This window comes from Arthrobacter sp. B2I5 (genome assembly GCF_030816735.1).
Lineage (GTDB): Bacteria > Actinomycetota > Actinomycetes > Actinomycetales > Micrococcaceae > Arthrobacter.
Genome location: NZ_JAUSYF010000001.1, coordinates 956,044 through 969,374 on the forward strand (window position 1 = coordinate 956,044; position 13,331 = coordinate 969,374).

The 13,331-nt window shown below is 68.5% G+C and carries 10 protein-coding genes; 8 read left to right on the top strand and 2 right to left on the bottom strand.

Annotated elements, in window-relative coordinates; all coding sequences use genetic code 11:
• Positions 1-100: 100 nt before the first annotated feature.
• Complete coding sequence (locus tag QFZ60_RS04565; RefSeq protein ID WP_307088585.1) at positions 101-1,726, top strand: CYTH and CHAD domain-containing protein; 1,626 nt, start codon at positions 101-103, stop codon at positions 1,724-1,726.
• Positions 1,727-1,741: 15 nt separating this feature from the next.
• Here the strand turns inward: QFZ60_RS04565 and QFZ60_RS04570 are convergent, their stop codons facing one another.
• Positions 1,742-3,178 (bottom strand): PucR family transcriptional regulator, encoded by a 1,437-nt coding sequence (locus QFZ60_RS04570; RefSeq protein WP_307088588.1) that lies wholly within the window; start codon positions 3,176-3,178, stop codon positions 1,742-1,744.
• Positions 3,179-3,346: 168 nt separating this feature from the next.
• On the opposite strand from QFZ60_RS04570, the gene QFZ60_RS04575 reads away from it, so the two are divergent.
• A complete protein-coding gene (locus QFZ60_RS04575) occupies positions 3,347-4,777 on the top strand; it encodes a gamma-aminobutyraldehyde dehydrogenase (RefSeq protein ID WP_307088591.1) in 1,431 nt (476 codons plus the stop codon).
• Positions 4,778-4,810: 33 nt separating this feature from the next.
• A complete protein-coding gene (gene gabT / locus QFZ60_RS04580) occupies positions 4,811-6,181 on the top strand; it encodes a 4-aminobutyrate--2-oxoglutarate transaminase (protein WP_307088593.1) in 1,371 nt (456 codons plus the stop codon).
• A gap of 86 nt (positions 6,182-6,267) precedes the next feature.
• On the opposite strand, the gene rarD is transcribed toward gabT, so the two are convergent.
• Positions 6,268-7,197 (bottom strand): EamA family transporter RarD, encoded by a 930-nt coding sequence (gene rarD, locus QFZ60_RS04585; protein ID WP_307093199.1) that lies wholly within the window; start codon positions 7,195-7,197, stop codon positions 6,268-6,270.
• 236 nt (positions 7,198-7,433) lie between these two features.
• Between rarD and QFZ60_RS04590 the strand changes: the two genes are divergently transcribed.
• From QFZ60_RS04590 to QFZ60_RS04610, 5 genes are all read left to right on the top strand, one after another.
• On the top strand, positions 7,434-8,429 hold the full coding sequence (locus tag QFZ60_RS04590; RefSeq protein ID WP_307093201.1) for a DNA topoisomerase IB: 996 nt from the start codon (positions 7,434-7,436) through the stop codon (positions 8,427-8,429).
• A 74-nt stretch (positions 8,430-8,503) separates the two neighbouring features.
• Complete coding sequence (locus tag QFZ60_RS04595) at positions 8,504-9,934, top strand: FAD-dependent oxidoreductase (RefSeq protein ID WP_307088595.1); 1,431 nt, start codon at positions 8,504-8,506, stop codon at positions 9,932-9,934.
• Between the two features lie 40 nt (positions 9,935-9,974).
• Positions 9,975-10,580, top strand: a complete 606-nt coding sequence (locus QFZ60_RS04600; protein ID WP_307088598.1) for a TetR/AcrR family transcriptional regulator — start codon at positions 9,975-9,977, stop codon at positions 10,578-10,580.
• Positions 10,580-11,851: a glycosyltransferase gene (locus tag QFZ60_RS04605; RefSeq protein ID WP_307088599.1), complete on the top strand. Its 1,272-nt coding sequence runs from the start codon at positions 10,580-10,582 to the stop codon at positions 11,849-11,851. Before QFZ60_RS04600 ends, QFZ60_RS04605 begins: the two co-directional genes overlap by 1 nt.
• Positions 11,852-11,884: 33 nt before the next feature.
• Entirely contained in the window at positions 11,885-13,228 is a 1,344-nt protein-coding gene (locus QFZ60_RS04610; protein ID WP_307088601.1) for a GAF domain-containing protein, read from the top strand.
• Positions 13,229-13,331 lie beyond the last annotated feature (103 nt).

The following is a 13,331-nucleotide window of genomic DNA, read 5'->3' on the forward strand; positions in this document are numbered from 1 at the left end:
TCTTTTGTGGCCAACCTCTCCCGGGCTGCGGCCGCTGCAATAGACTGCCAACGGACTGTCGGAGGGCCTGGCTTGGACCAGGTGGTGCGGAAGGACGGCTGTGGAGGCTTCCCGGGGACTGGAAATCGAGAAGAAGTACGACGTCGACGCCGGCGCCGCAGTGCCCGCGCTTGAGCAGGCGGCCGGGGTAGCCCGGACAGGCAAGCCGCATACCGACCTCCTGGAGGCGGTGTACTTCGACACGCCAAAGCATGCCCTCGCCGCCCGACGCATCACACTGCGCCGCCGCACCGGCGGGAAGGACGCCGGCTGGCACCTGAAGCTGCCGCCACAAGCTGCCGCGGACGGGGACGGGCCGCAGCACCGCACGGAACTGCACGCACCCCTGGGCCGGCCCGACGTCGTCCCGGACACCCTGCTCACCCACCTTCACGCCTACCTCAGGGGTGCCGTCCCGGTGCCGGTGGTCCGCCTGGAAACCCGGCGCACCACGTATCCCCTGTACGGCGACGACGGCGTGCACCTCGCCGACCTCGCCGACGACCAGGTGACCGCCGAACGGCTCCAGGACCGGGACAAGGCGGCGGCCACCCGGCAGCAGTGGCGCGAGTGGGAACTGGAACTGGTCCACGGCGATCCCGGCCTCTTTGGGCCCGTGGAGGAACTGCTCGCGGCTGCCGGCGCCCGCCCGGCCGGCCACGCCTCCAAACTGGCCCGCGCACTGGGCGATGACAAGAAAGCCGGCAAGGCGGCCGCGAAGCGCAGCGGCGCCGATGAAGAGGCCGGAGGTGGGGAAGGCGGCGACACCGCCACGCCCGAAAGCAGCCCGGCCCTGCTGGCCGGAAAGCGTGCGCCGGCAGCCGCCGTCGTCACCGTCTACGTGGGCGCGCAGATTGACCAGATCCTTGCCAGCGATGCCGCCGTCCGGGGCGAGGAACCCGAGGCAGTGCACGCCATGCGCTCGGCAGCGCGCCGGATCCGCTCGGTGCTCGGTGCCTACGGCAGGCTCTACCGGGCATCACCGGTCCGCAAGCTGCGGAACGAGCTGAAGTGGCTGGGCCAGCTGCTGGGGCAGCCGCGTGACGCCGAAGTCCTGAGGGAGCAGCTCCGCGGACAGCTGGCGGGCCTGCCGCCGGGGGAAGGCATTGCGGAGGCTACGACACGGCTGGAGGAGCGGACGGGAGGCGATTACGACACCGCGTACCGGCTCCTGCGGGAAGCCTTGGGGACTGAGCGCTACTTCCGGCTTTTGGATAAGCTCGAGGACTTCCGCGACAGCCCGCCGGTGCGTGCCGAAGCGGTAAGGCCCGGGCGGCGGGCGGCGGCGAAGGCGGTGGACAAAGCGGCCAAACGGCTTCGGCGTTCCCGCAAGGCGGTCAAGCGAGCGCGGCGCGGCAGGGAACAGGAGCTGGCCCTGCACCGTGTCCGCAAGGACGCCAAGCGGCTGCGCCATGTGGCGGAATCGGCTGTGCTGGTGCACGGCAAGCGGGCGGGCAAGGTGGCAAAGGCGGCCCGCAGGCAACAAAAAATCCTGGGCCGGTTCCAGGACGCCGCCGTGGCCCGCGACCTGCTGGCCGGCATCGCCGCCGATGACACCGGGGCAGCCACGGCAGGCGTCTATGCGCAGCTGCTCAACCAGCAGGAAGAACGGATGCTGGCGGCCCAGGCCGGGTTCCGGAAGTCGTGGAAGAAGTCGCGGGACCTGTTGGGCCACGGCGTCATCTGACCGGCAGCTTTCCCGTTACTTGCCCTGGCGTGCCGACAACCGGGCCACCGCCAGGGCGAGCCACAGCTGCACCCGGTCGGCGGTGACGGCGGGGTCGTACCCCGTGAGCTCGGTGATCTGGGCCAGCCGGTACCGGACGGTGTTGCGGTGCAGCGTGAGTTCCTCCGCCACCGCGGCCACCGAGCCGTTGTTGTTCAGGTAGCTCTCCAGCGTGGCCATCAGCTCCGAACCGTGCGCGGCGTCGAAGGACCGCAGGGGGTTCAGCGACTCGTGCGCCATGTCCGCCAGCGGCACATCCTCGCTGGCCAGCAGCAGTGAGGTCAGGCTGAGCCGCTCGGGCTCGTTGACCGGCAGGCCGTGGCTCGCGGCGTCCCGGGCCTCGAAGTAGCTCCAGCGCAGGCCGTTCGGCTTGGTGTAGGCCCCGCCGATGCCGATCGTGGCGTGGATCCCTGCTTCGGCGAGGTGATCGCTGAGCTTCCGTGCCAGCGCCGGTGCCGTCCCGCCGTCGTCATTGACCACAAGCACCAAGTCCTTGCCCACCACGGCGGCAACCGCCTTTTCCAGTTCCAGCGGCACGGAGGTGCTGCCCAGGGCCTTGCCGTGGGCGGCCGACACGGCCAGCAGCACCACGTTCTTGCGGGTGCTGTTCACGCCCACGCCGGCCAGGCGGCGTTGGGCCTCGCTGGTCTCGAGCGCCCCGTGGATCACGTCCTCCAGCACCTGGCCGCACAGGGCGCGCTGGGCCTGCCGTTGCTTGACCATGTTGTTCAGCTCCACGCTGATCAGGTTCTGCGCATAGCCGATGATGCCGGTGTCCTCGAACGGCTGGCGCACCCACAGGGTGCAGGCATCGCGCCGTCCCGTGGGGACGGGGTAGCTGGACCAGGTGTCCGCCGACGGGCTGCCGGCGCTGCTGTTGTACAGCTGCGCCGTGAACTGCGTGAGGGCAATGTCCGTGCGGAGCATGCCGCCCAGGTTCTTCAACAGTTCGGCCACCCCGCCGCCGGTCAGCAGCGCCCGGGCCAGGACCTGGTGGCCGGCGATCAGCCGTTCCAGCTTGGCGTAGTGGTCCGCGGACTGCGCGTCGGCCACCAGCTTGGTGATGGCGATGAAGGGGGTCTCGTAGGGCACTTCCACCACGGGCAGGCCCCAGCGGTTGGCCTCCGCGAGCAGGGCCGGCGGCACCGCTTCATGCGAGAGGCCCACGCCGAATCCGATGCCCACCGCGCCGGCCCGCTGCACCTGGCGGACAAAGCGGCGCTGCTCGGGGGCGGAGCGCAGGCGCAGGCCGGTGGTGAGGACCAGCTCGCCGCCGTTGAGGAACCGCTGCGGATCCTCCAGTTCGGTGACCGCGACCCAGTTGATGTCCTGGTTCCAGGTAGTCTCCGCCACGCCCGCCTTGGACAGCTTCAGGGAAGACACGCCCACCAGGGCAGCAAGGGAAATGGCCATGAAGCAAGGATAAACGTGAGCTGGGCAACCGCACTAAACCTCTTCGGCAAGGGTGTGCAGGTGGCTATTCACCCCACTTGGGCGCTGGCATAGGCTCAAGGCAGTTCCATCCATCCGTCCTGGTCTCCGCCCGGCCGCCGATGGCCCTTACGAAAGAGGTTGCACACCGTGGTCCAAACCTTGCAGAACTTCATCAACGGGAAGTTCGTCACCCCCTCCGGCACCACCCTGCTGGACGTGGTCAACCCCACCAACGGCGACGTGGTGGCGCACGCCCCCGTCTCCGTGCAGGCGGACGTCGATGCCGCCATGTCGGCTGCCAAGGACGCCTTCAGGACCTGGAAGCATGTCACCCCGGGCCAGCGGCAGCTGATGCTGCTCAAGCTCGCCGACGCCATCGAGGCCAACAGCGACGAACTCGTCGAAGCCCAGCACCGCAACACCGGCCAGGTCCGCTCCCTCATCGCCTCCGAGGAAGTTGCCGCCGGTGCCGACCAGCTGCGCTTCTTCGCCGGCGCCGCCCGCATCCTTGAAGGCAAGTCCGCGGGTGAGTACTTCGAGGGCCACACCTCCTACGTCCGCCGCGAACCCATCGGCGTCGTGGCCCAGGTGGCCCCCTGGAACTACCCGTTCCTGATGGCCATCTGGAAGATCGGCCCCGCGCTCGCCGCCGGCAACACGGTGGTCCTGAAGCCCTCCGACACCACCCCCGAATCCACCTTGGTCCTGGCCCGCCTGGCCGGCGACATCTTCCCGGCCGGCGTCCTGAACGTGGTTCTGGGCACCGGCGAAACGGGCGCCATGATGGTGGAGCACAAGGTCCCTGGCCTGGTGTCCATCACCGGATCGGTCCGCGCCGGCATCGCTGTTGCCTCCGGTGCCGCCAAGAGCCTCAAGCGTGCGCACCTGGAACTGGGCGGCAAGGCCCCGGCCATCGTGTTCAAGGACGCCGACATCAAGAAGAGCGCCGCGGCCATCGCCGAGTTCGCCTTCTTCAACGCCGGCCAGGACTGCACCGCCATCACCCGCGTGCTGGTGGAGGACTCGGTGCACGACGACGTTGTGGCCGCCATGGTGGAGCACACCAGGACCCTGCACACCGGCTCGCAGAACGACGAAGACAACTACTTCGGCCCGCTGAACAACGTGAACCACTTCAACGCCGTCACGTCCGTGGTGGAGAACCTGCCGGCCAACTGCCGGATCGAGACCGGCGGCCACCGGGCGGGGGAGAAGGGCTACTTCTTCGAACCCACCATCATCACCGGAGCCAAGCAGACCGACGACGTGGTGCAGAAGGAGACCTTCGGCCCGGTCATCACGGTGCAGAAATTCAGCACCGAAGAAGAAGCGGTGGCAATGGCCAACGACGTGGACTACGCCCTGGCATCAAGCGTCTGGACCAGCAACCACGGCACCGCCATGCGGCTGAGCCGCGACCTGGACTTCGGCGCCGTCTGGATCAACACCCATATCCTGCTCACCGCCGAAATGCCGCACGGCGGCTTCAAGCAGTCCGGCTACGGCAAAGACCTCTCCATGTACGGCGTGGAAGACTACACGCGCATCAAGCACGTGATGTCCGCCCTCGACGCCTGACATTTCCCCGGTTTTCAAGAAAGGCACCACACCATGACCACCACCGCATCAGACATCACCTACCGCCTGGAGCAGAAGCGCAACGTCCAGGCCGACTTCCCGGGCCCCAAGTCCGTGGCACTGACCGAACGCCGCAAGTCCGTGGTGGCTGCCGGCGTCGCCTCCAGCGTCCCGGTCTACGTTGCAGACGCCGACGGCGGAATCATCCACGACGTCGACGGCAACTCCTTCATCGACCTCGGCTCCGGCATTGCCGTGACCAGCGTGGGAGCGTCCGATCCCGCCGTCGTCGGTGCCGTCAAGGAAGCCGTGGAGCACTTCACCCACACCTGCTTCATGGTCACCCCCTACGAAGGCTACGTCGCGGTCGCCGAGCAGCTGAACCGCCTCACCCCGGGCGACCACGAGAAGCGCACCGTCCTCTTCAACTCCGGCGCCGAAGCCGTGGAAAACGCCGTCAAGGTGGCCCGCCTGGCAACCGGCCGGGACGCCGTCGTGGCCTTCGACCACGCCTACCACGGCCGCACCAACCTGACCATGGCGCTGACCGCCAAGGCCATGCCCTACAAGACCAACTTCGGGCCGTTCGCGCCCGAGGTGTACCGGATGCCCATGAGCTACCCGTACCGCGAGGAAAACCCCGCCATCACGGGTGCCGAGGCCGCCAAGCGCGCCATCACCATGATCGAAAAGCAGATCGGCGGCGACCAGGTGGCCGCCATCATCATCGAGCCCATCCAGGGCGAGGGCGGCTTCATCGTCCCGGCCGAGGGCTTCCTCCCGGCGCTGGCCGCCTGGGCCAAGGACAAGGGCATCGTCTTCATCGCGGACGAGGTCCAGTCCGGTTTCTGCCGCACGGGTGAATGGTTCGCCGTGAACCACGAGGGCGTTGTCCCGGACATCCTGACCATGGCCAAGGGCATTGCCGGCGGCATGCCGCTGTCCGCCATCACCGGCCGTGCGGACCTGCTGGATGCCGTGCACCCGGGCGGGCTGGGCGGCACCTACGGCGGAAACCCGGTGGCCTGCGCCGCAGCCCTTGCCTCCATCGGATCCATGGAGGAATACAACCTGAACGGCCGCGCCCGCCACATCGAGGAACTCGCGCTGGGCCGGCTCCGCGACCTGCAGGGCGAACTCGCCGCTGCCGGCACCGCCGTGATCGGCGACGTCCGCGGCCGCGGTGCCATGCTCGCCGTCGAACTCGTCGAGGCCGGCTCCAAGGAACCCAACCCGGAACTGACCAAGGCCGTTGCCGCCGCCTGCCTCAAGGAAGGCGTCATCATCCTCACCTGCGGCACCTACGGCAACGTCATCCGCCTGCTGCCGCCGCTGGTCATCACCGACGAACTGCTGAACGACGGCCTGGACGTCCTGGCCGCCGCCATCAAGGCCAACGCTTAACCGGAACGACTCCCTCCGGCAACGCACAGAAGGCGGGCTTCCCATCGGGAGTCCGCCTTCTTTGTCGTTGTGTCAGGAACGGTGCCTCAGGCGGCCTGGCGGAGCGCTGCCCTGCGGGCCACCGAGTTCCTGCGCGCCGTCCGGAGCATGTCAAGGGTCAGCAGGAGCAGCGCCAGCCACACCACGCCGAACCCGATCCAGCGCTCCACGGTCATGGTTTCCCGGAACACGAGCAGGGCCACCAGGAACTGCAGTACGGGCGCAAAGTACTGGAGCAGCCCGATGGTGGTCATGGGCAGCCGCCGTGCGGAGGCGCCGAAGAAGAGCAGCGGGACGGCGGTGATCACGCCAGACGCCAGCAGCAGCCAGAAGTGCCCGGGGCCCTGTGAGGTCAGTGTGGCGCTGCCGTTCGCGGCCAGGACCACCATGGCCACGGCGGCCAGCGGGGCCAGCACCATGGTCTCCACGCTGAGGCTGGTAATGGCATCCACCCTCGATCCCACCCGGTTCTTCACGAAGCCGTACAGGCCGAAGCTGAAGGCCAGGGTCAGGGCGATCCACGGCAGCTTCCCGTAGGAGTAGGTGAGGACGCCCACGGCTGCGAAGCCCACGCCGACGGCGGCCCACTGGAGCGGCCGCAGCTTCTCTTTCAGGACCAGCACGCCAAGCAGCACCGAGACCAGCGGGTTGATGAAGTAGCCAAGGGACGTTTCCACCGCCTGACCGGTGGTCACGCCGTAGGTGTAGGTCAGCCAGTTGATGGCGATCAGGAAAGCCGCCAGCGCAAGGGAGCCAAACACCCTCCGGTCCTTCAACGCCGCGGCGAGGACGCCCCACGCCCTGGTGACCGTGATCAGGAGGGCGCAGAACAGGAGCGACCACACCACGCGGTTGGCCACGATTTCGACGGCGCCGGCCGGCATCAGGATGAAGAAGTACAGGGGGAGCAGCCCCCACAGAACGTACGCGCCGATGCCGAACAGCATTCCCGCCGTCGTGTCCTTGGCCAGTGGCATGGGGTCAGCGCCCAGAGGCTTGGGGCCTGCGCCCAGAGGCTTGGGGCCCGTGGGCCCCGCCGTTCCGGTCCTGGAGTGTGGGGCGGATGAGGTGGCTGTGGGGGTTCCGTCTGGCATGGGCACGATGTCCATAACAGCAGCCCGCGGGCAGGTATTCCAGCAGGCGGGCGGGAAATCCGAAAAATAATCAGTAGGCTTGCTTTCATGAGATGTGCCCGTACCCCGCGGCCGGCCCCATGAGGCTCCGGCGCAGCAACGCCTCGGGCCGCGGCTACCGCAGGGTGCCGGCCGGCAAAGGCTTCAGTTACCGGGACCTGGACGGCTCCACGCTGCCGCCCGGTCCCGTCCGCGACAGGCTGGAGAGCATCGGCATCCCGCCGGCATGGACCGACGTCTGGATTGCCCCGTTTGAGAACGGCCACATCCAGGCCACGGGCGTGGATGCGGTGGGCAGGCGCCAGTACATCTACCATCCCGAGTGGCGGGAGCGTAAGGACCGGGTGAAGTTCGACCGGTCCCTCCAGCTGGCCGAATCGCTGCCTGCGGCCCGCCGCCGGGTCACCATGGACCTGCGCAGCGAGGGCTTCACCCGCGATCGGGTCCTGGCGGGGGCGTTCCGGATGCTGGACAGCGGATCCCTGCGGGTGGGGTCTGAACGGTACACCAACGAGAACGGCAGCCGAGGCCTGGCCACGCTGCTGTGCGCCCACGTCCAGGTGCGCAAGGACCGGATCCTGCTGCGCTTCCCGGCCAAGAGCGGCAAGGACTGGGAATCGGAAATCCGCGACCCAGACCTCGCCGTCCTGCTGCGCCTGCTCAAGCGCCGCGGGCCCAATGCCCGGCTCCTGGCTTATAAGGAGGGCAGGACCTGGCGTCCGGTGACCAGCGCGGACATCAACGCCTACGTGAAGGAACGGACGGGCTCGGACTTCACTGCCAAGGACTTCCGCACCCTTCGCGGCACGGTGGCTGCGGCGGCAAGCTTGGCCCGCACGGGCGCCCAACGTACGGCGGCCAAACGGAAGCGGGCCATCAGCCGGGCCATGCATGATGCGGCGGAGACGCTGGGAAACACACCCTCCATCGCCCGCAAGAGCTACGTGGACCCCCGGGTCCTGGACCACTACCATGCGGGTGAAACCATCGACCCGAAGCGCCTGGACTCGGCCGAGTCCGAGCTGCGGGCGCTGCTGTACCGCGAGGGCAAGGTGGTGCCCCTGGCCGCCAACTAGAATGGGGGCTGTGCGCTGCATGAAGCGGCGCAGTCTCATGAAACGTGAGCAGGACCAGTTCAGAAGGGCTCCCGGTGTCCGATCAGAGCGAAACCGCCGCCAACCGTCCCCTCCGCGTCGCCATCGTCGGCGCGGGACCGGCAGGAGTCTATGCTGCGGACATCCTCACCAAGTCCAGCGGGGTGAAGGACGGCGACTTCCAGGTCAGCATCGACCTTTTTGAGGCCTACCCGGCGCCCTATGGCCTGATCCGTTATGGCGTGGCCCCGGACCACCCCCGTATCAAGGGCATCGTGAACGCCCTCCACAAGGTCCTGGACCGCGGCGACATCCGGTTCCTGGGCAATGTGACCTACGGCCGGGACCTCACGCTGCACGATTTCCGGGCCTTCTACGACGCCGTGATCTTCTCCACCGGCGCCGTGAAGGACGCGGACCTGGAGATTCCCGGGATCAACCTGCAGGGCTCGTTCGGCGGCGCCGACTTCGTGTCCTGGTACGACGGCCACCCGGATGTTCCCCGCGAGTGGCCGCTGGAGGCCAGCGAGATCGCCGTCATCGGCAACGGCAACGTGGCCCTGGACGTGGCCCGCATGCTGGTCAAGCACCCCGAGGAGCTGCTGAGTACCGAGATTCCGGACAACGTCTACCAGGGCCTGAAGGCTTCGCCCGTGACGGACGTGCACGTCTTCGGCCGCCGCGGCCCGGCCCAGGTGAAGTTCACCCCGCTGGAACTGCGCGAGCTCAGCCACATGGACGACGTCGACATCGTCCTGTACCCGGAGGACTTCGAATTCGACGAGGCATCGGACGAAGCCATCCGCAGCAACAACCAGGTCAAGACCATGGTGAACACGCTCACCAACTGGCTGGTGGAGGAGCACGCGGAGTCGGAGAACCCCTCCTCCCGCAGGCTGCACCTGCACTTCCTGCACAGCCCCGTTGAAGTGCTCGACGACGGTACGGGCAAAGTGGGCGGCATCAAGTTTGAGCGCATGCAGCTGGACGGGACCGGCAACGCCAAGGGTACGGGGGAGTACGTCGAGTACCCCGTCCAGGCGGTCTACCGGGCCATCGGCTACCACGGCTCCGCCCTGGACGAACTGGAGTACGACGCCAAGCGCGGCGTCATCCCCAACGAGGGCGGCCGCGTCCTGGATGCCGGGGGCAACCCCGTCCCGGGCATCTACACCACGGGCTGGATCAAGCGCGGCCCCGTCGGGCTGATCGGCCACACCAAGGGCGATGCGCTGGAAACCATCGGCTTCCTGCTGGAGGACCGGCTGAACCTCCCCGCCGCACAAAACCCGGATCCGCAGGCCATCATCGACCTGCTTGAGGAACGCGGCATCGCATACACCACGTGGGAAGGGTGGAACAGGCTCGACGCCCACGAGGCAGGCCTGGGCGCCGCCTGGACCGGACCCGAGGGGCTTGACCACGTGGTGCGTGAACGGATCAAGGTGGTGCCGCGGGAGGACATGATCCGCATCTCCCGCGGCTGACCCCTAGGCGCGAAGCCGTATTCGAGTTAGTCTAATTAACATGAATACGGCGGGGGCCCGGACCTACGATTCCCGGAACCGTGCGGCCTCCGCCGCTGAAACCGGGCGCCGGATCCTGCAGGCAACGTTGGACCTCTTTATGGAGGGACCGCTCGCCGACGTAACCCTGAAGGAGGTAGCGGGGCGCGCCGGCGTTACCGTCCAAACCGTCATCCGCCGCTTCGGTGACCGCATGGAGTTGATCCACGCAACGGCCGAATTCGCGTCAACGGAGGTTGCCGCCCAGCGCGGTGCCGCTCCTCCCGGGGACGTACCTGCCGCCGTCGACAATCTCTTGGACCACTACGAGACCACGGGCGCCCTGGCCCTGAAGCTGCTCGCCGAGGAGGAAACTTCCCCTGTCCTCGCAGAGATCACCGAGGGTGGCCGCCGGATCCACCGGGAGTGGTGTGAACGCGTTTTCGCCCCCTTCCTCGCGGACGGCTGCCTGCCGGACGGGGTGGATCGGAAACGCCGCCTGGCCCAGTTCGTCGCGCTCTGCGACGTCTACGCCTGGAAACTGCTGCGCCTGGACGCCGGGCTCAGCCGCGACCAGGTGGCCCAATGCCTGCTCGAAATGCTGGAACCCTTCACCCGGAGCCCCTGATGTCCACCGTCCTTGCCTACACCTCTCCGGCCATCGGCCACCTCTTCCCGATGGTCCCCCTGCTCCAGGAGCTGAAGGACCGCGGCCATGATGTCCACGTCCGCACCCTGCGGCCGCAGGTCCCACTGCTCAACGGGGAAGGGTTCCATGCCGGGCCGGTGGACGAGCGGATCCTGGCAGTCGAGGCCACGGACTACCGGGCCGGGAACGCGAAGGCCGCCTTGGCTTCCAGCGTGGAAACCTTCACCGCCCGCGCCCGGTTCGACGCCCCGGACCTGCAGAAGGCCATCGATGAGGTGGGCCCGGACCTGCTCCTGATCGACATCAACTCATGGGGAGCCCGCATCCAGGCCGAACTATCCGGGTTGCCGTGGGCCACTTTCAGCCCCTACACCCCGCCGCTGCAATCCAGGGGAACGCCGCCGTTCGGCCCCGGGCTTGCCCCCATGTCCGGGCCCCTGGGCAGGGCCCGCGATGCGGTGGCCCGCCGCCTGGTGATCGGCGCCGTGGAAAAGCTGATGCTGCCGCGCATCAACGCGCTGCGCTCGGAGCTCTCCACCGGCACACTGCCACCCGTCAGCGGTGCGGACGAAATGTTCCGCACCGCCCCGCTGATGCTCGTGGCCACCTCGGAGCCCTTCGAATACCCCCATCCTGACTGGGGTCCGGACGTGCGGATGATCGGTGCGCTCGGCTGGGAACCGCCCGCGGAAGCTCCAGCCTGGCTGCGGGACGACCAGGACCCTCTGGTCCTGGTGACCACATCCTCCGAATACCAGGCCGACGAGGCCCTCGTGCGTGCGGCGCTGGCCGGGCTGGCCGCTGAACCCTTCACCGTGGTGGCCACCCTGCCGGCAGCGGACGCCGGATCGGCCGGTGCCGGCCGTGCACCCCGAAGCGACGGCTTTGGACCGGTTCCGGCCAATGCCCGGCTGGAGCACTTCGTGCCGCACGGCCGGGTCCTTGACCATGCGGCCGTCGCCGTTACCCATGGCGGGATGGGGGCCACCCAGAAGGCGTTGTCCAAGGGGGTTCCCGTCGTGGTGGTTCCGTTCGGCAGGGACCAGCACGAGGTGGCGGCGAGGGTGGTTGCCGCCGACGCCGGGGTGCGGCTCAGCCGGAAGCAGCTCACCCCCGAGCGGCTCCGCGCAGCCGTCCACGAGGCGCGGACCAAAGCACCGGGGGCGCGGCGGGTTGCGGAGGGCTACGCTGCGGCGGGGGGAGCGGCGGCAGGGGTGGATGCGCTGGAGGAACTGCTGCGGCTAGACTAGCGGCGCCAGAAGCCTGCACTTCCAGGGAGTTCGATGACGAACCTGCTCCAGCCTGAACCGCGCCAGCGTGCCGCCCTGGCCGGGCACGAGCGCCTGGATCACGCCCTGGGCGGCGCCACTCCCGAAATCCCCGGCCTGCGCAAACTCATCAGGGAATCCTGGCTGCGGTCCGCCAGCTTCAAGGCAAACCCGGACAACACGGCCGCGCCGTTGGCCCTGGACGTCGAAGAGCTGGAGGAGTACCGCCGGCAGCACCCCCTGGCCGCGATCATGCCGGTCATCAACAAGCTCCTGGTCCAGCCCAGCCACGACAGCGGTCTCCTGGTGGCCGTGGGGGATGAGGTGGGCAGGCTCCTGTGGGTGGACGGGGACCCCACGCTGCAACGCCGGGCCGAAGGGATGATGTTTGTCCCCGGCGCCGACTGGTCCGAAGCCAGTGTTGGCACCAGCGCCCCGGGCACCGCGCTGGCCCTGGGCAGGGGTATCCAGATCGCCGGCGCCGAGCATTACCAGCGCACCGTCCATCCCTGGAGCTGCACCGCGGTCCCCTTCCATGACCCCGACTCAGGCGCCGTGCTCGGCGTCGTGGACATCACCGGGACGGCCACGGCGGTGGCGCCGCACACCCTGTCCCTGGTGGAGGCCACGGTGGCGGCCGCCCAGGCGCAGTTGCGGGTGGAGCGCCTGCAGCATGCGGCGGAGCTGGCCAGGAAGCCGGTACGACGACGGTCCCCGGCTGCTGCCGGAAGGCAGGGCCAGGGTGCCAAGGAAGGCAGCCTCTACCGGAACAGCCTGCAGCTGCTGGGCCGCGACCAGGCACTGCTCAGCCTGGACGGCAGGACCGTTTCCCTATCCGCCCGGCACAGCGAAATCCTTGCCCTGCTCAGCATGCACCCGGACGGCCTCACGGCAGAGGAACTGAGCTCGCTGCTGTACCCGGGGGACGGCTCCACCATGACGCTGCGCGCGGAGATGGTCCGCCTGCGCAGAGTCCTCCAGCAGCTCTCCCCGGATGCGGTTCCCGGGTCCCGCCCCTACCGGCTGCCCATCGACCTGGTGCCGGATACGGGCCAGGTGCTCAGTTGCCTGCAGCGTGGTGCACACCGGATTGCCTTGGAGATTTACCGCGGCGGGGTGCTTCCGCGCTCCGAGGCACCGGGCATCGTGGATTTGAGGAACAGGGTTTCGTCCTTGCTGCGGGAAGCGGTCCTCACTGACGGCAGTGCCGAGTCCCTGCTCAAGTACGCCGCGCTGCCCGAGGCAAGTGACGACGTCGAAATCCGCCGCGCCGCGCTCCGCCTCCTGCCGCCGCGCTCACCCAAGCGGGCCGCCGTCGTGGCCGACCTGGAACGGCTGGAAGCCGAACTGCGCGCCTGAAAAGTTCCCTGTGACCTGAGCCACAGCATTGCAACCTGGCTGCAACCTCCCGGCTCCTACGCTGTCTTCAACGGCGGACGCCCCTGTGGCCCGCCTCCTGCAC

Excerpts from the sequence above, each read along its gene's own strand:
- QFZ60_RS04570 (WP_307088588.1), bottom strand. The coding sequence starts at position 3,178 with ATGGCCATTTCCCTTGCTGCCCTGGTGGGCGTGTCTTCCCTGAAGCTG.
- gabT (WP_307088593.1), top strand. The coding sequence starts at position 4,811 with ATGACCACCACCGCATCAGACATCACCTACCGCCTGGAGCAGAAGCGC.
- rarD (WP_307093199.1), bottom strand. The coding sequence starts at position 7,197 with ATGCCACTGGCCAAGGACACGACGGCGGGAATGCTGTTCGGCATCGGC.
- QFZ60_RS04590 (WP_307093201.1), top strand. The coding sequence starts at position 7,434 with ATGAGGCTCCGGCGCAGCAACGCCTCGGGCCGCGGCTACCGCAGGGTG.
- QFZ60_RS04600 (WP_307088598.1), top strand. The coding sequence starts at position 9,975 with ATGAATACGGCGGGGGCCCGGACCTACGATTCCCGGAACCGTGCGGCC.
- QFZ60_RS04605 (WP_307088599.1), top strand. The coding sequence starts at position 10,580 with ATGTCCACCGTCCTTGCCTACACCTCTCCGGCCATCGGCCACCTCTTC.
- QFZ60_RS04610 (WP_307088601.1), top strand. The coding sequence starts at position 11,885 with ATGACGAACCTGCTCCAGCCTGAACCGCGCCAGCGTGCCGCCCTGGCC.